We start from the raw sequence: 20,425 nt of genomic DNA, 5'->3' as shown, positions 1-20,425 counted from the left end.
TTCATCTTAATTCACCGTATTTTTTTCGCCTGATCAACCAAACGTTTGATTCTTGCATCAAGATTTTCACTTGTTAAAGTTTGTCGTAAACTATCAACTTTTATAGGAAAACTTAAAGGCGTAAAAGTATTGGCAAATTTCAATATAATTTTTGATTTTTCAATTCGTTTAAAGGCTTCCACCAATCTTTGCTCCTGCAATTGCATATTAAAAACTTCCGTATAAGCCTGTCTTACTAAAAAATGATTAGGATCGTAATCTTCCAACACTTTGAAAATCAACCCTGCAGAACTTTGAAGCGCTTTATTTGAACGTTGTTGTCCGGGAAAATTCTGAATAACCATTCCTGAGATGACTGCAATATCACGAAATTTTCTTCTGGCCATTTCCGCAGAATTAATGCTTGAAATAACATCAACCATCAAATTTTCGCGTGTTAAAATTTTATTCAAATTTTCTTCGTTTAAAGGAATTTCTTTATCACTGAATAATTCAAAGCCATAATCATTCATCGCCATTGAAAAAGAAATCGGGGCCAGTTTTGAAATCCGGTATGCAATCAGCGCAGCCATCACTTCATGCACCAAACGCCCTTCAAAAGGGTACATAAATAAATGATAGCCTTCACGGTTTTTAATTAATTCAACCAAAAATTCATCTTCTTTTGGAATATGTGAACGTTCTTCCTGATTTATTAATAATGGATGTAAAAATTTCAGTTCTTTCTCTGAAGCTTTCGGATTCAATGCTCCGGATAGTTTTTCTCTTAAAAAATGTCCTAAATTTGAGCTTAAGGGTAATCTTCCGCCTAAATAGCTTGGTGCTAAAGCCTTTCCTTTTGACAATCGAACATACACCGTCATATCCTTTACCATTGCGACTTCTAAAACTCTTCCGGCCAATATAAATTTTTCTTCTTTTTTTAATTTTGAGATAAAATATTCCTCAACCATTCCGATATAGCCGCCTGAAATAAATTTCACCTTTAACATCGCATCACTTACAATCGCTCCCATATTCATACGGTGAAGCATTGCAATTCTTCTTGAAGTTACTTTAAACAGGCCATCTTCCATTACAACGACTTTATGATATTCTTCATAACTTTTTAAAGCGCTTCCGCCAATTGTAAGAAAATCAAGAATATTTTTCCATTCATCATCGGTCATTTCCTGAAAGGTATAAATTTGTTTAATCCTTTCATAGGTTTCTTCAGGATAAAATCCATCGCCAATCGCTAAAGTCATTAAAAATTGAACCAAAACATCAAAACATAACACCTGAGGCTCACGAGGTTCTATAACATTTTGCTTCACCGCTTCCTTCAATGCAGCAACTTCAATCAATTCCAAAGAATGGGTGGGAACACAGTAAATTTTTGACGTTTCAAAAGGAGAGTGGCCACTTCGCCCGGCTCGCTGAAGAAATCTTGCAACACCTTTAGCTGAACCTATTTGTATCACAGTATCAACAGGTTTGAAGTCGATACCTAAATCTAAAGATGAAGTAGAAACAACAGCCTTTAATTTTCCATTACTCAAATTTTCTTCAATCCAAATTCTTAAATGAGCATCGATCGAGCTGTGATGAATTGCAATCTGGCCGGCAAAATCAGGGTAAACATCTAATAATAATTGATACCACATTTCGCTTTGACTCCGGGTATTCGTAAAAACGATTGTCGATTTTGAATTTAAAATAATAGGAACAACTTTGTCTGCTAATTTATGCCCAAGATGTCCTGCCCAAGGCAAAATTTCTACTTCATCCGGAAAAACAGGAATAATATCAATCTTTTTATGCTCTTTGGCGGTAACTTTTGTTTTTTTAATATGATAAGGAATCAATACTTCCATGGCTTCATCAAGATTTCCGATGGTTGCTGTAATTCCCCAGATTTTAATTTTCGGGACATATTTTCTGAGCTGGGAAATACCTAATTCAACAATAACTCCACGTTTTGAACCTAATAATTCATGCCATTCATCAATGACAATACTTTGTAGATTTTGGAAGAATCTCGGATGATTTTTTTGTCCGAGAAGCAAATGTAAACTTTCTGGTGTTGCGACTAAAATTTCGGGCATATTTTTGACCTGCTGCTGCCTTACTTTTGGATCGGTATCTCCATTTCTTATACCTACCGCCCAGTCCAGACCGATCTCGTCAATTGCTTCCTGCATTGCTTTTGCAATATCTTTTGAAAGTGATCGAAGTGGAGTTATCCAAATCATTTTTAATCCTTTACCATACTTTTCTGGATAATTTAGAAAGTCTGAAATTAAAGCTAAAAAAACGGAATATGTCTTTCCAAAACCCGTAGGCGCTACGACCATTCCGCTGTAGCCATTTCCGAATTTTTTCCAGGTTTCAATCTGAAATCTAAATGGTGAAATACCTTTTCCCTCCATCCATTGCTGAATGACGTTGAATCCGTTGGTATTTTCAAAAGTGGTCAAATTTATATTTTTAATTATATCAGGTTTATTGTATCAATTTTTTAACTTCTTCTAAATCATCAATTTCATTTACTGTTTTATCTTTCCGCCATCTTACAATCCTCGGAAAACGTAATGCTACACCGCTTTTATGACGATTGCTAAATCCTATTCCTTCAAAAGCGATTTCAAAAACTAACTCCGCTTTAACTGTCCTCACAGGTCCAAATTTTTCAATGGCATTTTTGTTGACAAATTTACTGACTTCCATAATTTCTTTATCAGTAAGCCCGGAATATGCCTTTGCAATTGTGACCAAGCTGTCACCGTTTTTTACGGCAAAAGTGTAGTCAGTATAATAAGCGCTTCGTCGTCCGCTACCTTTTTGAGCGTAAATTAAAACGGCATCAATAGTCAACGGATTGATTTTCCATTTCCACCAATCGCCTTTTTTCCGTCCGGAATGATAAGGGGAATTTTTCTGTTTCAGCATCAAACCTTCACTGTTTATTTCCCGCGAATTTTCTCTTACTTCATTTAAATCCTGCCAGTTTTCAAAATCAATAATTTTAGATATTTTTATATTCTCGGGAGCTTCATTTAGTAATAATTCTTCCAGCATTGCCCTTCTGGCAGAGATTGGCTTTTCCCTCAGATCTGTGCCTTCCAACTCTAATAAATCATAAGCAAAAACTTGAATAGGAATTTCGGAGAGCATTTTTTTAGTTAATGTTTTTCTATTTAATCTTTTTTGCAATTCATTGAAATTTAAAACCTTATCATCTTTTACCGCAAGTATTTCTCCATCTAAAACAAAGTTGCCGTTCATTGCTTTTACAACATCTGCAATTTCCGGAAACTGTTCTGTAATTAGTTCTTCACCTCTTGACCAGATAAAAACTTCTTCATTTCTTTTGATGATTTGCCCACGAATTCCGTCCCATTTATATTCAATCTGCCATTCATCGGGACTGCCCAATTCTTCCAGTTCTTTTTCCAAAGGATACGCTAAACAGAAAGGATAGGGTTTAGAATTATCGGGGTTAATTTTTTCCGCTGAAATCAGTTCTTTAAATGAAATTTCATCTGGCAGCCATTTTCCCATTAAACTGTGTGTTAACGTGCTTGATTCCTGATCTGAGAATTTTGTTAACGCATTAATTAATGTTTTGTCAGAAACTCCAATCCTGAAGCTTCCTCCTAATAATTTATTGAAGATCAACCGTTCCGTATAATCTAAACCATTCCAGGAATTTAACACAAATTCTTTTTTTTCTACATCAGTTTTACCCTTCAGATTAATAATATCATTCATCCATTGGGAAAGTGTACGGTCAATTTTTTTCGCCGGAGGAGGCAAAATCAGCGAAAGAGTTTCACCAAGATCTCCAACCGAGGAATAGCTTTCCTGAAATAACCAAAAGGGCAATTTTGTAATCTCCAGGGCCCATTCTTTCATATAATTTGTATTGACGTTCCGTTTTGGTCTTTTCCCTGTAAACAATGCAATGAACCATACCTTATCTTCGTCCGGAGCACGTTCCAGATAATCAATGATTGCATCAATTTTGGCATTGGTTTTATTGGTGCTTTCCAAAGCATTGATCAGATCTGCAAAATTTTTCATGGCTCAGGATTTTCTATGGTTTCTTTTTCGGTTTCTTCTTCTTCATCATCTCCATATAACGTTTCAACGACGTCGGATTTTATTCCTAATTCATTCAGATATTTAGAAAAAACTTCGGTTTGTCCGTGCGTTACATGAACAATTTCCGCTTCTGTGGCTTGTATGGCCTGTAATAACCCTTTCCAGTCAACATGATCACTCATAGGAAAACCCGCATCTGCACTTCGCCATCTTCGGGCACCGCGAACCTGCATCCAGCCTGAACAAATTGCCGTTGCAGCATTAGGAATTTTCTTAATCACATTGCTGTCCAGCAAAGCCGGCGGAACGATCACAATTTCATTCTGCACATGTTTCACACTTTCTCTAAAATCAGGAATTTCATAGTCCGGAAGGTCGATCCCTACGGTTTCAAAAGCTTCATTTAATTTTCCGATAGAGTAGTGAACGTGGATCTTTCCCAATCCTTCAACAGCCTTCATAATTCTTTGAGCTTTACCCAACGAATAGCCGATGAACACTGAAGTTTTTTGATTTTCTTTATTTCGTAAAACCCAATTTTGAAGCTTTTTATTTAAATCTTCAACTTCAAGCCAATTGTAAATCGGCAAACCAAAAGTGCTTTCTGTAACAAATTCATTACATTTTACAAGCTCAAAAGGAGTACTTAAACCATCATCCTGAACTTTATAATCTCCGGAAATCACACTCACGTAACCTTTATATTCGAGACGAATCTGTGCAGAACCAATAATATGGCCCGCGGGATGAAGTGAAACTTTAACCCCATTCATATCGATAACCTCCCCATATTCAACACTTTGACATTCAATATCGGGAGAAATCCTCTGATGCAGAATTGGTTTTGTAAAATGATGGCAAAGATATTTTTTCATTCCCCAACGGGCATGATCGGCATGACCATGGGTAATTACTGCCAAATCGACAGGCCGCCAAGGGTCAATGTAAAATTTTCCTTGCGGGCAATAAATTCCTTTATTTGTGAATGTGATTAGTTTCAATGGATAATTGGTTTGGATTTATTATTCAAAAATCTAACCAATTACTTGAATTAAATAAGTGATTTTAAAGTTTTGTGAAAAATTTCAATACTTTTTTCCATTTCATTGAAATTAAAATTTCCATAGCCTAATCTCATTGCTGTAAGATTTTTATTTTGATAAAGCAATGTTTTTGGAATAAATAGGTTATTTTTTGCACATTCACGGCTAAAATGCATCAAATTAACCGGATATTTCCATTCCGCCCAAATAGCTAAGCCGCCGGAAGGCTTTTGAAAATTAATAAATTCTTTTAAATTTTGCTCAAGAAGTAAAGAAAAATGATCCCGCCTTTCCTGATAAATCTTGAGAGATTTTTTAAGATAACGATTAATTTCACCTTCAGAAATCATTTCACCCAAGACATGTTCCATCAATACATCTCCTTGTCTGTCAATGATTCCCAGATATTTTCTCATTTCAATCATAAGATTTTCGGGAGCAACAATAAATCCCGTTCGAAAACCCGGTGCAAGAGATTTTCCGAAAGAACCGATATAAATAACCATCCCGCTAGTATCTGCGCTGGCCAAAGGCAAAATAGGGCTTTTATCGTAATGAAATTCATAATCATAATCATCTTCAAGTATAATAAAACCAAATTCGTGAGCTAAATTTAACAATTCCAATCTTCGCTGTGCACTTAATGCCACAGTTGTAGGATAATGATGATGTGGTGTAAGGTAAAGCATTCTTACTTTTTGTTTTTCACATATTTTTCTGACTTCTTCTACATTAATCCCTTCATTATCAATAGAAATCGTCTCGATTTTCACGCCTGTTTTCTGAAAAATCATGTTTACAGAAAAATAGCTTAATTCACCCACCAAAACTGTGTCATTTTGAGATAACAGTATTTCAGAAACAATATAAATGCTCATTTCTGTACTTCTGGTGATCAGAAGATTATTCTTTGAAATAGGTAAACCTCTTGATAAATTTAAATACTGAGAAAGATTTTGTTTAAAAAATTCACTTCCATCCTGATTGTATTGTCCTATTTTATGCGCTTTTCTTTTCAAAATTGAACTGTAAATCCGGGAATGCTGATCGATCTGAGTTAAGCGAATATCAGGAATCCCGTCATTAAAAATATATTCACAATTGGAATGCTCAAAAGGATTGTCTAAAATATTTGAAGTTTTAAAAGAAAAACCTGCTGTTTTCGGATAATTTTCGAGATTACTATTTTCAAAATCTCTAATTTTTATTGGCTTTTCCTGATCTTTTCCAATGATAAAAGTTCCTTTATTGGGCTGAATCTCTATCCAACCCTGAGCATACAGTTCTTCATATACATTTACAATTGTATTTCTATGAACCTCAAGGGTTTGACTCAAGATTCTTGTTCCGGGAAGTTTTGTTCCAAATGGAAGATAACCTCTCTGAATAGCATTAATCAGTTGATTCGTAATCTGCATATATATAGAAATATCAGATTTTCTATCAACTTTAATGAAGCTTTTATAAGGAATTTCAACCGGACTATCCATAATATTAAAACTGGCACCATTCAACCATCCGGCAATATACTACATTTGATTTTAAAATAAAACATATGGAATTTTTTAATCTGCTTGAAAGAATTGTAAAAGATGATGAAACGCATGCTAAATGGCTTAACACGCTTTCTTTTATGGAAAATGCCGGCGCAAGAAAAATTTCTGCCTGTGAACATCCGACGAAAGTGAGTTTAATTCAGTTAAAACATGCTGCAGAAGAGCATCGTCATGCTTATTATCTAAAAAAACAAATTGGAAAATTAGATTCTCAATTTTGTAAAAGTTATGAAGGGCAAGAGCTTCTGGCACCGATTGCTACACGGCAATATCTTCATTCTTTGGATATAAAAGCCTGTAAATATCTTCAGAATAATTTCAGTTTAACAAAAGAAGAATTAAAATATGCGGCCTATCTTTTTGTGACTTACGCGATTGAAGTTCGCGCCGATGAATTGTATCCGGTTTATCAGGATATTTTGACAAAAACTTCATCTAAAATTATGGTTAAATCAATAATTCTTGAAGAAGAAGGACATTTGGAGGAAATGATCAATCAATTGGATGAGTTTTTAGAAAATTGGAAACCTCATGCTGAAAATATTTTAAAAATCGAACATGAACTTCATGATCAATGGATCAACGCTATCGTTGAAGAAGTTGCAAAGTTTAATTATGCTTAAAAATTTTCGCCATTTTCAGGAAGCATTAGAAAAAAGAAAAGAAGAGGGGACTTTGAGAATTTTACAGCCAAAATCAGAAGGAATAGATTTTTATTCTAATGATTATCTGGGATTGGCAAGACATAATGAATTACAAAATTTACTAGTAAAGCAAATTATAAAAAATCCTCAATTAATATCTGGAAGTACCGGCTCCAGGTTGATAAGCGGAAACAGTCCGATTGTTATTGAAACCGAAAATTATATTGCAAAAGAACATAATTATTCTTCTGCTTTGCTTTTTTCTTCGGGTTATAATACCAATTTAGCTTTATTTTCGACGCTTCCGACTCGATACGATACGATTATCGTTGATGAAAAAATTCATCGTTCCGTACATGATGCCTGTAAAATGTCCCATGCGAAAAAGTTGAAATTTAAGCATAATAGTTCTGAAGATTTAGAGCGGATTTTAAAGAGACAAAACGGCAATTGTTATATCGCTATTGAGAGTCTTTATTCGATGGATGGGGATTTTGCACCCATTCGAGAGATTGCAGAAATCGCTGAGAAATATAACGCTCATTTAATTGTTGATGAAGCTCATGCTTTTGGGGTTTTTGGATATGGTTTGGTTACAAAATATCAATTGCAAAGTAAAGTTACAGCTACCGTTATAACTTATGGAAAAGCCTTAGGAGCGCATGGTGCAGCCATTTTAAGTAATAATATCATAAGCTCTTATCTCATTAATTTTGCATCACCTTTCATCTACACAACTTCAGCGCAAGACGTTCAGTGGGCGAGTATAAAAACAGGCTATGAGTTTTTAAAAGTAAAAAATGAAATATCAATAAAACTTCAGGAAAACATTAAAATTTTTCGTCAACAGAATTTAAAAACTCCTTCTTCTGAAAACAGCCCGATTCAGGCGATTATAGTTCCTGATAATCATCAATTAAGAACCTTAAAGGAAACTTTATTGGATGAAGGATTTTTGACCTATGCCGTTTTTAGTCCGGCTGTAAAAGAAGGAACCGAAAGATTAAGAATTTGCCTGCATAGTTTCAATACAGAAGAGGAAATTATACAGCTAACGAGAATTATTAAAGAATTTATATGAAATTATTCATAACCGGAATCGGAACGGAAGTAGGAAAAACCGTTTGTTCGGCAATTTTAACGAAATATTTTAATGCTGATTATTGGAAACCGGTTCAGTCAGGGGATTTACATTTTTCAGACAGCATGAAAATTCAAAACTGGGTTGGTGAAAATGTTGTTATTCATCTTGAAACCTATCGCTTACAACTCGCTGCATCGCCTCACCAATCGGCCGCAGAAGAAGGAATTTCAATTACGATCAATGATTTTCAACTTCCTGAAACTCAAAATAATTTAATCGTAGAAGGAGCGGGCGGATTAATGGTTCCACTAAATGACACCGAATTTATGATTGATTTAATTGAAAAATTAAATATTCCTGCTGCGCTGGTGGTGAGAAATTATTTAGGCTGTATCAATCACAGTTTATTGTCGATATTGGCTTTAAATCAAAGAAAAATTAATCTAAAATATTTGATTCTTAATGGAAATTTTCCACCCGATACAGAAAAAATCATATGTAAAAATATTCAACCTGAAACCGAAATTATCAGAATTCCCAACATCGAAAATTTAACAAGAGAAAATATAGAAAATATTACAGAACAATTAACAAAAATAGGATAATGAATACAACAAAATTGAGAAATAACTGGACAAAACAAGAGATAGAAGAAATTTACAATTTACCTTTACTGGAGCTCATTTACAAAGCTGCCACCGTTCACCGCGAGTGGCATAATCCTGAAGAAATTCAAATGTCGACATTATTATCAATAAAAACGGGCGGCTGTCCGGAAGATTGCTCTTATTGTGGACAGGCAGCGCGTTATCACACCAATATTAAAGTTCAGGCTTTGCTTCCGACCGAACAAGTTATTGAGCATGCTCAAAAAGCAAAAGACAGTGGCTCATCCCGTTTCTGCATGGCTGCAGCGTGGAGAGAAGTCCGTAACAACCGTGATTTTGATCGCGTAATCGATATGGTAAAAGGTGTAAATGAATTGGGAATGGAAGTTTGCTGTACATTGGGAATGTTGACGGAAGAACAGGCAATTCGTCTGCAGGAAGCAGGTTTATATGCTTACAATCACAATCTTGACACTTCGGAGCAATATTATGAAGAGATTATTTCTACAAGAACTTTTGACAACAGAATTAATACCATAAACAATGTCAGAAAAGCAGGAATTACAGTATGTTCAGGAGGAATTATCGGATTAGGAGAAACGCACAGAGACAGAATTTCAATGCTTTTAACCTTAGCAACAATGCCAAAACATCCGGAATCTGTTCCTATCAACGCATTGGCCAGAGTAGCCGGAACTCCGCTTGAAAACAATGAAAAAACGGATACCTGGGAAATGGTGAGAATAATCGCTACTGCAAGAATTATCATGCCTTCTTCGATGGTTCGTTTAAGCGCGGGAAGAATTGAAATGACTGAATTTGAGCAAGGCTGGTGTTTCATGGCTGGCGCCAATTCTATTTTTACGGGAGAGAGAGAAACCTTGTTGGTAACGCCAAATCCGGGAGTTTCGGAAGATATGCAAATGTTGCAGACTTTAGGATTAAAGCCGATGAAAAGACAAGCCGAAAAAGTGATGGATCAATTTGAAACCTGGAAAACTAACGCCTAGTTTAATTTCTGAAATTATGAATTGTGAATACTCAATTGTCAATATAAGGCTGGAAAATTCACAATTCATTATTGACCATTCACAAAATTACTCATTACCAATTACCCCATTACTTATGAACTTACAAGAACGCGACAGAGCCGTCAACTGGCATCCTTACACTCAAATGAAAACTGCTGACGACGCCATTCCCATTGTGAGAGGAAAAGGAATCTATCTTTTTGATGATCAGGGAAATAAGTACATTGATGCTGTTTCTTCGTGGTGGGTGACACTTCACGGTCATGCGCATCCTTATATTGCACAGCGGGTTTCTGAACAGCTGAATACATTGGAACAGGTTATTTTTGCCGGTTTTACCCATGAACCTGCAATACAGCTTTCAGAGAATTTATTAAACCTTTTACCCGAAAATCAAGAAAAAGTTTTTTATTCTGACAACGGTTCGACAGCAGTGGAAGTTGCTTTAAAAATGTGCATTCAATTCGCGTATAATAAGGAAAAGGAAAAAAATAAAATTTTAGCTTTTAAAAATGCTTATCACGGTGATACTTTCGGGGCAATGTCTGTAAGCGGGCGAAGTGTCTGGACAAAACCTTTCGGGGAAATGTTGTTTGAAGTGATTTTCATTGATACTCCGACTTCTGAGAATTTGGAAAGCTTAAAAAATCAGATTGAAAATCATGCGGATGAAATTGCATGTTTCATTTACGAACCATTAATTCAGGGCGCGGCGGGAATGTTGATGTATGAAGCTCAACATTTAGATGAATTAATGAAATTTTGCAGAGAAAATGAAATTTTAATGATTCAGGATGAAGTTTTTACAGGTTTTGGGCGAACAGGAAAGCTTTTTGCCGCCAATTATCTTTCGGAAAAGCCCGATATCATGTGTTTTTCAAAAGGCTTGACAGGCGGAACGATGCCAATGGGAATCACAACCTGTTCAAACGAGATTTTCAATGCTTTTTTGTCTGATGATAAATATAAAACCTTATTTCATGGGCATTCTTTTACGGCAAATCCGTTGGCTTGTACGGCTGCTTTGGCAAGTATGGAACTTCTTTTGAAAGAAGAAACTCTGAATAACATCAACTTAATCTGTGAAAAGCATTTAAATTTTTCTAAAACATTACGACAGCATTCAAAAGTTGAAAATATCCGACAGACAGGAACAATATTAGCCTGGGAAATTAAAAATGATGAACAAACTTCTTATTTTAACGAAATCGGAAAGATTTTATACAACGAATTTTTAAAAAGAGGAATTATCATGCGCCCTTTGGGAAATGTGATGTATCTCGTACCACCATATTGTATTACTTCTGACGAACTGGATTTTATTTATCAGAATATTATTGGAGTTTTAAATCAAACTATAAATATTGCAGAAAAACAAAATATTTTAAGCAATAACTAATTTGGAAATGACAAATAGATTAGTAAATTTATCCTGAAAACCTATTGATCATGATGCAGCAGAATTTTGAATCCAATTCTTTATTTGAATTATACCAGCATTTAAACCTTCCTGTCAATCTTATCGATACGGCGGAAGGTTTTTCTATTTTTAATTTGAAAGAAGTCGGGTTTGAGCTTCCTTATCAATCGACACCTTACCGCCCGAATTTTTTCTCTTTTCTGTTTATAAAAGAAGGAGCTGGGAATTATACCATCGATGATTATTCGTTTGAGGTCAAAGCGCATTCGGTTTATTTTACCAATCCCAGCAATTACAGGACTTTTTGCTGGAAAAAAATCGAGGAAATTTATCTTATTACTTTTGATGAAGTTTTTCTTAAAAAATACATTAGTAAAGAAATTTTCAACACTTTTCCTTTTCTTTTAACGGAAACTGTAAAGCCTAAAATCGTTACTGATGAATTTTATGAAAGCGTGGAAAAAGTTTATCTTCAAATTCGTTCTGAATATATCGGAAGCTCCGTTCATAAATATAAAATTATCGGGCATCTTCTCGCGGTTTTATTTTTCAAGATTAAAGAATATTTCTGGCAGGATTACAACCCGATCTACGAAGGAAACAGAAGCTCACAGATCGTGAAATCTTTTAAACAGCTTTTAGAAAGGCATTACAGAGATTTAAGTTCGGATAAAGTGGAAACTGTTTTCAGGGTTCAGGATTACGCTCAAGCTCAAAATCTGCATCCTAACTATTTAAGCAGCGTTATAAAGTCTAAAACAGGAAAATCAATCGCAACATGGATTGCCGAAAAAACCATTTCCGAAGCTAAAGCTTTATTGGAGAATTCCTCGATCTCTATTAAGGAAATTACTTTTAAACTGGGTTTTTCTGAAGCTGCGCATTTTAGTAATTATTTCAAGAAACATACGGGAACAACACCTGTACGATACAGAAAGGAAATTTCTGAAAGTAAATAATTTTACAATTAATTATAAGAATTTTTACACCTTTACAATAAAAGCATCCTTTAGATTCTTACGAAATACCAAATTATTTTCTAGTTAGTGAGTATCCGTGAAAATATACAAAAAAACGGAGCTTGAAAATCAAACTCCGCTTAATAAATTGTTTCGCTAAAAATTATTTACCTAAATAAGATTTAAGGATCTTGCTTCTGGTATTATGTTTTAGTCTCTTAATCGCTTTTTCTTTGATCTGACGCACTCTCTCTCTTGTAAGATCGAAAGTTTCACCAATTTCTTCAAGCGTCATCGGATGTTTACCGTTCAGTCCAAAGTATAATCTTACCAGATCCGCCTCTCTTGGAGTTAAAGTATTCAATGCTCTTTCGATCTCAATTTGAAGAGATTCAAGCATCAGATCTTTATCCGGGCTAGGAGATTCTCCTGAACGTAATACATCATAAAGATTAGAATCTTCACCTTCTACCAAAGGCGCATCCATAGACAAATGTCTTCCGGAATTCTTCATAGATTCTTTGATATCTTCCTCGCTCATATCAAGAACTTCAGCCAACTCTTCCGGAGAAGGTGGTCTTTCATTTTCCTGCTCCAAGTGAGCGTATGCTTTGTTAATTTTGTTGATAGAACCAATTTTGTTCAACGGCAATCTTACAATTCTTGACTGCTCAGCCAACGCCTGTAAAATTGATTGACGGATCCACCAAACTGCGTAAGAGATAAATTTGAAACCTCTTGTTTCATCATACCTTTTTGCCGCCTTCATCAATCCTAAATTACCTTCATTAATCAAATCGGGTAAAGAAAGACCTTGATTTTGGTACTGTTTAGATACTGAAACCACGAAACGAAGGTTGGCTTTGATTAATTTCTCAAGTGCTGCTCTGTCGCCCGCACGTATTCTTTGTGCCAATTCTACCTCTTCGTCCGCAGTAATTAGCTCTACTTTACCAATTTCCTGCAAATACTTGTCTAATGAAGCAGTTTCCCTGTTGGTTACCTGCTTAGTGATTTTTAATTGTCTCATCTATTTTATCCTCAAAAAAGAGTTACTATATATTATACGTTTGAAAAGGTAAAAAGGTTACACTTATTTCAATATTTTTCATTTAATTAAATTGAGTCTGGAAAATTAGTTGTAGATTATAGCTCTTGTGTTTCAGATGGTGACTTTATCATATCGTACTTTGAATTATTGAGCAGTGTTTTTTAAATTATAAGTTTTACTATTTTTTTAAGGAGCTATTTGATTACATCGAAAAGCTGTTTTATTTTTTATTTGAAGCTTTTTCCCGCTTTCCGTTGCAATTCCTCATTACGCGGCTCCGCTTCGCTTCGCCGCTCCATTGCGGGATTTTCACTGCAATCGGGGCTAGGGTTGCAGGTATCAATTAAACATTAGGGAAAATATCCAAAGTTTGTCATGCATCTAAGCATAGTTAAAAATATCTGAAAAGATTTGAGTCTAGTTGCTTTCAGCATGACAAACTTTGTGACAATAAAAAAGCGAAACCGAAGTTCCGCCTTTATAGTCAAGAATAAATGATTGAAAATTAACGTGAAGATTGTAATAATTGAGTGTCAATCGGCAACCGTAAATTCTTAATTATTAAAATAAATCATTCAATAATTTTGCCAGTCTCAAACCTCCGTAAAGAAGCTGTCTTTCAAGCGTATCATTGAATTTATACTGATAATCGTATGATAATTTCGAATCGTTTGGAGTCTGAGCATAAATTTTATTCGCAATTTTATGAGAATCGTACAGCCAGTCTTCCAATGTTCCAGTCTGGATTTGCTTTACTTCGTCATTAGATTTGATATCTAAAAGAGTAGCATATTCCGTATAGCTGTATTTTTGCGAATCTACTAATTTACTGTCCCAAACTGAATGTAAATTTGTTTTATCACCAAAATAAGTGACATTAATTTTATTTCCTCCTAAATCTTCTGCTCTTCCAACGTGTAAAGGCTGAGAAAGATCTCCCATGATATGAATTAAGAAAATTAATGCTATTTTTCTGTCTTTTTCAGAAGTTTTTTCATCTTTTACCTGACCGGACAATGTTTTTACCTGACTGTAAAGACTTGGTCCGGCCTGAGCTTTCAAATTTTGCTCAAATGCTTTGAAATCCGTTTGTGGGTCGATGTTTACGTAATGCCAAGCTGAAGCCTGTTTCCAGGCACCTGTGGTATCAGATTTGATGAAGTCCGGCCAGTTTGCCCAATATGCAAGGCGTTCTCTCCCCATAATTTTTTTGATCTCTCTTTTTGCTTTACCCGAGAGATGATTTTCGGCAATTTCTGCGATTACACGGTGCCCCGTCAATCCCCATGCATAAGAGTATAACGATGAAGAAATGGATAATAAAAGCAAAATTTTGGAATAAATACTTTTCATTTTAAATAACATTTTCGAAGGGCAAAGATACGGCTCGCTTTCCGAAATAAAATTAAATATTAAGAATTTCTTACGGCTTATGGATTAATAAAATTTAATCTAAATAAAATATAAGTAAAATTTATTTTTTATTTATCTCTAAATCATTGAGATACCCGGCTCAGAATTTGAAAATTTGAAAATTAAACTATAAACTTTTAATTTCGTAGAAAATTATTCTTTTTACTATCAATTAATTAGTATTTTTAGAATAAATTTAATTTAAAATTATTTTTTCAAACATAAGAGATATATTATCTTTACAATCAAATCACTAAGGAGCACAATATGTATGAGAATAATATTGTAGATATGCATTACAATAAGCTGCAGACAGATTTCAGGGCAGAATCTGTAGCAGTCAATCTTTTGAAATATCACAGAGCAGTAAGTAATATTTTTATCGAAAGAATAGGCATCAATGACAGAGCTTATTTAAAGGATATTAAAAGTATCACGAGCAGTTATTTGGGATTTGATGAAGAGGTTTTTACGATAGAAACGTATAGGGAAGGGATTTATGATTATCTTCCGGAAGGGTTATTTCACCCTCCGTCATTAGGAGCAACCCGCAAAAATGTTGAAAATGTAGTTCGCGAAATCCGCAAGCAGAAAAGGGTAGAAGATGACGCCCGAAAATTTTTCAAACCTTTCGAATTAGAAATATTTTTCACCGAAATCAGTGCTTTGCTTAAAGAATTTGATTTCGATATTGCCAGTGATACCGACAGCCTGCTGGATACGGTGAGCGAACTTTGGCCTTTGCTAAAAATGCTTGACAAAAAGAATGCCTATATTTTCATTCATATTTTGCCGTTTTTTCACCAGATCAGAGGAGATAAAAAGTGGTTTGAAAAATGCATCAGCGCGTTTTTGCAGGTTCCTGTAGAAATCACTTTTACCCCGAATATTATTGATGATATTGAAGAAAGAGACGATTCAATGCTGTTGGGAAATTCGAGGCTGGGAGTGACGTATATTCCGAGTGGAAGTCATATGGACGGGCAGAGAAACTGGGTGGTCAATATTGGGCCGATCCCGTACGAGGACATGAAAAAATATATTCCGGGAAGCGCGTTCAGAAAAGTGCTTAATGCTTTATATGATTATTTTTTACCTGTAACCGTGGATGTGGAGGAAAATTTTATAACAGAAAAAAAAGAATATTCGTTTTGCCTCGAAGATGACGAAAGAAACGCCAGCCGTCTGGGATATTCTACTTTTCTGTAAAATATTTTATTATATTTACAATCACCAACAAAATATAAATTCGAAAAGAAAAACAATGGAAATTTCTTCAGTAAAAGGAATCTTTTTAAGGTATATTTTAATGCCTCTGATTGCAGTGATCATGATGATTATTTTAGGAGTAATCAGAAGAAATAAGCCTGCCATTAAAATTAAAGTCATTATTATTTACGTTCTGCTATGCAGCTTGTGTCTTGCTTTGCCCGGTTTTTTCGGGTTTGCGGGCAATTTATTTAACCCTTACTGGTATCTTATTGCGCAGATTTTTTACCTTATTTTCGGGATTATTCACGTCAATTTATTAGATAAATATTTCAAAAAGCATATCGAATCTCTGGCAATGAGTATTTTGTTTGAATCTATACTTTCATTGACCTGTATTGCGTTCGGAGGCTATCTTTTTTACTTAATTTTTAACTGGATCAGCAAAGGAACCGGATATCCGATCATGGCTGCGACAAGTATGTTTGTTTTTGTTGTTCCGATGGTATTTTATTACTGTTATATTCAGTTTATCAGCATACCTTTTGATATCTATAAAACATGGAGGTATTCACCGGATCAGAAACCGCCGGATTTTGATGGGGTGGATTTTGACAAATTAATGGTATTGAATGTTGAGCTAAGCAAGAACTTAGAAGACGCCAACAGATTTAGAATTAAAGCTAAAACCTTACCGACGGGAGTGAATTTCGGGGATTGGTTTTATAGAGTGGTAGACGATTATAATCATAAAAATCCGGGATCAATTATTCATCTTTCGGATCAGGAAAAAGAACCTTATTACTGGATTTTTTACATTAAAAAGTCGTTTTTCAGCTTTAGGAGATATATTGATTTCAACCAGGATATTACAAATAATGGTATTTCGGAAAATGACGTGGTGATCTGCAAAAGAGTGATCCAGCATGAGGAAGAAGGAGCCAGAAAATCATAATCACAAATTTTAAAAAGTATTACTATGATACAGCCGATAAAGCATTTCGCAATCAATTGGGTTGACGGGATGAAGGTTTCTCAAAGACACCTAAACGATCAGGATAATTTTTTAATTGACACAATCAGAGATTCAAATTCTCTGGGCATTACGACATATAATTACGGGCTTTTACCAATTCCGAACGAGTTTACGGATAAAACGATTTTTGATGTTCACAATACGGCAACAAATGATGTTCAATTGGTTATAAAGCATTGTAGCGCAGTTACTTTGGCAGGTTACAGGGTTGAATTGAATGATAGAAGAGTAAGTGTAAAATCACTGGCAAAATCAATGAATGAAGATCAGGCTGATGGTGAATATTATATCTTAATTTCTGTTAATCCGTTTGATAAAGTTCCGTTTGGAGATATTGATCCGGAAGAGATTCCACCGCGCCATCCGAATGCACAACCGAATCATCATATCGAATTACTTCCCGTAACTTCGCTGAACAGCAGCTATTCAGGAGGAAATTATCTTATTGTCGGAAAAGTTGACTTAAGAGCCAATATTGCGCAGGTAGATTCTAATTTTATTCCGCCGTGCACTTCTATTCAAAGTCATCCGGCGTTGTTGGATTATTACAACAGCTATGCAAAATCTATCGGAAATTTGCAGCAATATGCATTTAAAATCATTCAAAAAGCTTCCCATAAAAATCAAAACACTGCGTTGGCACAAAACGTTAAGTTTCTGTGTACCACAATGGTAAATACGTTTGGGGATATGTATTTCCAGTTCAGAAATATCATTCCATGGCAACCGCCCGTGTTTTTGATTGAAAGTTTTGCCAAACTGGCGCTTCATTTATACAATTCGACTCAGGTTTTGGTGCCTGCAGAGTTGGAAGAAATGTTGAATTATAGCTTAGAATGGAGTGAAATTGCTCCTCATACGTTGCTAAACCAACTTTCTATCGTTGCTGAAACAAATTATGACCATCACAATTGCGGAGAACCTTTGTTGTATATTCAGCAGATGCTGAGGAGTTTAGAAACAATTTTCTCTAAATTGAGCGAGCTGGATTACATCGGTCAGAGAAAAGAAAATATCATTGTTAACGAACAGGAAGTTTCTTCAAACAACAATCCAAAGAGAGGTTGGAGCGTTTTAGATTAATGCAAATTAAAGCTAAAAAATATAAAATCCCGTTATTGAAATTTCGGGATTTTTTGTATAAAATTGTTAGATTAAATTATACATTAAATTTGTTATTCCATAAGAATCCAGACCAAGTTAAATAGATTCTTCTTAAAATTTATAAATAAAAAATGAACTTAGAATTAATAAGACAAGACACAAAAGGATTATCCGATAATAAAATATTCCTCAACAATGCCGGTTCATCATTAATGCCAAAAGTTGTTGTAGAATCAATGGTTGATTATTTTCATCAGGAAGAGCAGTTCGGAGGATATGAAGTTGCCAACCGCAATGCAACTTTGTTGGAAGAATTTTATGAAGAAACAGCAAAAATGATCAACTGTAAATCTTCCAATATTGCTTTTGCGAACAGTGCGACAGATGCCTACGTAAAAGCTTTGTCAAGTATTGTTTTTAAAGAAGGGGATTGCATTATTACAACCGTTGATGATTATATTTCTAACCAGATCACTTTTATTTCTTTACAGAAAAAATTAAATGTAAAAGTGATAAGAACGAAAAATCTTTCAGATAATGAATTAGATTTGGAAGACCTGGAAAATTTAATCAAACAACACAATCCAAAATTGGTCGCGGTCACTCATATTCCGACCAATTCCGGATTGATTCAAAATGTTGAAGGTGTTGGTAAAATTTGCCGTCAATATGATATTTTATATTTAGTAGATGCCTGTCAGTCGGTTGGCCAGATGGTTGTGGATGTTGAAAAAATTGGTTGTGATTTCTTAACGGCGACCGGAAGAAAATTCATGCGAGGACCGAGAGGAACAGGATTTTTATATGTTTCGGATCGGGTTTTAGAACAAAATTATGCTCCGTTATTATTGGATATGAGAGGAGCTCATTGGTCAGAATATGATGACTACGAACTATTCAAAACGGCAAAACGATTTGAGCATTGGGAAATTTCTTACGGTTCGTTGCTAGGCTTTATGGAAGCTATAAAATATGCCAATACTATCGGTTTAGATACGATAGAAAATTATAACAGAAAACTTTCAGAAAAGCTTAGAACAAATCTTCAAAACAGTGGTTTCAAAATTTGGGATATAGGAAACCGGTTGAGCAGTATTATTACATTTTGTGGTCCTGATGGTGATCTTGAAAATATTCAACGAGTTCTTAAGGATAATAATATATTTTTCTCCGTGACGTATAAAAACTCAGCTTTGATTGATTTTACAAATAAAAACATCAATGGAATAGTAAGACTTTCACCACATTACTTTAATACGATGGAAGAAATTGAAAAAGTTTCAGAGATTTTGAAGAATAGCTTGAAGTAATTTTGAAAATTAATCTGGTTTTAAAATTTGAGATGCTTCGACAGGCTCAGCATGACATTCTTAATACTATTGCCATTTTGTAGCGATGTCATGCTGAGCCTGTCGAAGCATCTCAATAAACTTAATATTCTTAATTCCTTAATAAAATCTTAATGGTTTAAAATATAATTTACTTTTTCACCAATATTTTCTCAGTCGCTTTTCTGCTCAAAACTTCCTGTTTTCCATTAACTTCAACAGTTATAGATTTATCAAAATTTTCAATTTTATTGATTTTAATTTTGGTGTTTAAAAGCAGTTTTCTTTCCGTTAAATAATTCAAAAAAGCGTCATCAGATAGCGTTACAGAAGCAAAAATAACAGTTTCGCCAACATTGCACGAACTTAGTTTTTGTAAATCCTGAGCAATAATATTTCCGTCTTTGTCAGGAATCGGCTCACCATGCGGATCAAATTTAGGATAATCTAAAATTTCATCCATTTTATCGAAAAATACCTGAGAATGAACATGTTCCAGTTGTTCTGCAATCTCATGGACATTTTCCCAGCCGAAGTTCATTTTTTTAACCAAAAACATTTCGGTAAGCCTATGTTTTCTTACGACAAGTGCAGCTTCACGCTTGCCTTTGTCAGTGACTTTCAGCGGCTTATACGTTTCATAAATTACCCAGCTTTTGTCTGCAAATTTCTTCATCATATTATTAACACTCGGCATTTTTACGTTTAAAAACTTGCTGAGCTCGTTAATAGTCACTTTTCCTTCATTGTCAACTAAGTGAAACAAAGCCTTCAGATAATTCTCTTCTGTTAATGTTGTTTTCAAAATGTTAGATGATTTTCAATACAAATCTAACAAAATATTATTAATTAT

Annotated in this window: 17 protein-coding genes; 10 read left to right on the top strand and 7 right to left on the bottom strand. The window is 34.6% G+C overall.

Annotation, left to right across the window (positions count from 1 at the left end; all coding sequences use genetic code 11):
• Positions 1-11: 11 nt before the first annotated feature.
• Genes BLT04_RS17360 through BLT04_RS17345 form a run of 4 tightly spaced genes read right to left on the bottom strand, consistent with a single transcriptional unit; the run spans position 12 to position 6,619 of the window.
• Positions 12-2,459 (bottom strand): ligase-associated DNA damage response DEXH box helicase, encoded by a 2,448-nt coding sequence (locus BLT04_RS17360; RefSeq protein ID WP_262484156.1) that lies wholly within the window; start codon positions 2,457-2,459, stop codon positions 12-14.
• Between the two features lie 25 nt (positions 2,460-2,484).
• On the bottom strand, positions 2,485-4,065 hold the full coding sequence (locus BLT04_RS17355) for an ATP-dependent DNA ligase (protein WP_089757052.1): 1,581 nt from the start codon (positions 4,063-4,065) through the stop codon (positions 2,485-2,487).
• On the bottom strand, positions 4,062-5,087 hold the full coding sequence (locus tag BLT04_RS17350) for a ligase-associated DNA damage response exonuclease (protein WP_089757051.1): 1,026 nt from the start codon (positions 5,085-5,087) through the stop codon (positions 4,062-4,064). The genes BLT04_RS17355 and BLT04_RS17350 overlap by 4 nt, the downstream gene beginning before the upstream one ends.
• A gap of 50 nt (positions 5,088-5,137) precedes the next feature.
• Positions 5,138-6,619 (bottom strand): aminotransferase-like domain-containing protein, encoded by a 1,482-nt coding sequence (locus BLT04_RS17345; protein WP_089757050.1) that lies wholly within the window; start codon positions 6,617-6,619, stop codon positions 5,138-5,140.
• Between the two features lie 65 nt (positions 6,620-6,684).
• On the opposite strand from BLT04_RS17345, the gene BLT04_RS17340 reads away from it, so the two are divergent.
• From BLT04_RS17340 to BLT04_RS17315, 6 genes are all read left to right on the top strand, one after another.
• A complete protein-coding gene (locus BLT04_RS17340) occupies positions 6,685-7,308 on the top strand; it encodes a hypothetical protein (protein WP_089757049.1) in 624 nt (207 codons plus the stop codon).
• On the top strand, positions 7,301-8,410 hold the full coding sequence (locus BLT04_RS17335) for an aminotransferase class I/II-fold pyridoxal phosphate-dependent enzyme (RefSeq protein ID WP_089757048.1): 1,110 nt from the start codon (positions 7,301-7,303) through the stop codon (positions 8,408-8,410). The genes BLT04_RS17340 and BLT04_RS17335 overlap by 8 nt, the downstream gene beginning before the upstream one ends.
• Complete coding sequence (gene bioD, locus BLT04_RS17330) at positions 8,407-9,018, top strand: dethiobiotin synthase (RefSeq protein WP_089757047.1); 612 nt, start codon at positions 8,407-8,409, stop codon at positions 9,016-9,018. The genes BLT04_RS17335 and bioD overlap by 4 nt, the downstream gene beginning before the upstream one ends.
• Positions 9,018-10,031 (top strand): biotin synthase BioB, encoded by a 1,014-nt coding sequence (gene bioB, locus BLT04_RS17325; RefSeq protein WP_089757046.1) that lies wholly within the window; start codon positions 9,018-9,020, stop codon positions 10,029-10,031. The genes bioD and bioB overlap by 1 nt, the downstream gene beginning before the upstream one ends.
• 115 nt (positions 10,032-10,146) lie before the next feature.
• Positions 10,147-11,451, top strand: coding sequence for an adenosylmethionine--8-amino-7-oxononanoate transaminase (bioA, locus tag BLT04_RS17320; RefSeq protein ID WP_089757045.1), 1,305 nt, complete (start codon positions 10,147-10,149; stop codon positions 11,449-11,451).
• Positions 11,452-11,501: 50 nt separating this feature from the next.
• Positions 11,502-12,431, top strand: a complete 930-nt coding sequence (locus BLT04_RS17315; RefSeq protein ID WP_089757044.1) for a helix-turn-helix domain-containing protein — start codon at positions 11,502-11,504, stop codon at positions 12,429-12,431.
• A 163-nt stretch (positions 12,432-12,594) separates the two neighbouring features.
• Here BLT04_RS17315 and BLT04_RS17310 read toward each other — a convergent pair whose 3' ends face one another.
• Positions 12,595-13,461 carry a sigma-70 family RNA polymerase sigma factor gene (locus tag BLT04_RS17310; protein WP_002979276.1) on the bottom strand — a complete coding sequence of 289 codons (867 nt, stop codon included), beginning with the start codon at positions 13,459-13,461 and terminating at the stop codon, positions 12,595-12,597.
• 582 nt (positions 13,462-14,043) lie between these two features.
• Positions 14,044-14,835, bottom strand: a complete 792-nt coding sequence (locus BLT04_RS17305; protein WP_089757043.1) for a S1/P1 nuclease — start codon at positions 14,833-14,835, stop codon at positions 14,044-14,046.
• Positions 14,836-15,162: 327 nt separating this feature from the next.
• Here BLT04_RS17305 and BLT04_RS17300 point away from each other — a divergent pair, with 327 nt between their 5' ends.
• From BLT04_RS17300 to BLT04_RS17285, 4 genes are all read left to right on the top strand, one after another.
• The gene (locus BLT04_RS17300; RefSeq protein ID WP_089757042.1) at positions 15,163-16,104 is read left to right on the top strand and encodes a type VI secretion system baseplate subunit TssG; all 942 of its coding nucleotides are present in this window, start codon (positions 15,163-15,165) and stop codon (positions 16,102-16,104) included.
• Positions 16,105-16,159: 55 nt separating this feature from the next.
• A complete protein-coding gene (locus BLT04_RS17295) occupies positions 16,160-17,059 on the top strand; it encodes a TssN family type VI secretion system protein (protein ID WP_089757323.1) in 900 nt (299 codons plus the stop codon).
• A 24-nt stretch (positions 17,060-17,083) separates the two neighbouring features.
• The gene (locus tag BLT04_RS17290) at positions 17,084-18,223 is read left to right on the top strand and encodes a hypothetical protein (RefSeq protein ID WP_089757041.1); all 1,140 of its coding nucleotides are present in this window, start codon (positions 17,084-17,086) and stop codon (positions 18,221-18,223) included.
• 152 nt (positions 18,224-18,375) lie between these two features.
• Positions 18,376-19,554, top strand: coding sequence for an aminotransferase class V-fold PLP-dependent enzyme (locus tag BLT04_RS17285; RefSeq protein WP_089757040.1), 1,179 nt, complete (start codon positions 18,376-18,378; stop codon positions 19,552-19,554).
• Between the two features lie 169 nt (positions 19,555-19,723).
• Here the strand turns inward: BLT04_RS17285 and BLT04_RS17280 are convergent, their stop codons facing one another.
• A complete protein-coding gene (locus BLT04_RS17280; protein ID WP_089757039.1) occupies positions 19,724-20,377 on the bottom strand; it encodes a metal-dependent transcriptional regulator in 654 nt (217 codons plus the stop codon).
• Between the last annotated feature and the right edge of the window lie 48 nt (positions 20,378-20,425).

The sequence above is a fragment of the Chryseobacterium soldanellicola genome (assembly GCF_900100115.1).
Lineage (GTDB): Bacteria > Bacteroidota > Bacteroidia > Flavobacteriales > Weeksellaceae > Chryseobacterium > Chryseobacterium soldanellicola.
This window is presented reverse-complemented; position numbering and strand designations above follow the sequence as displayed.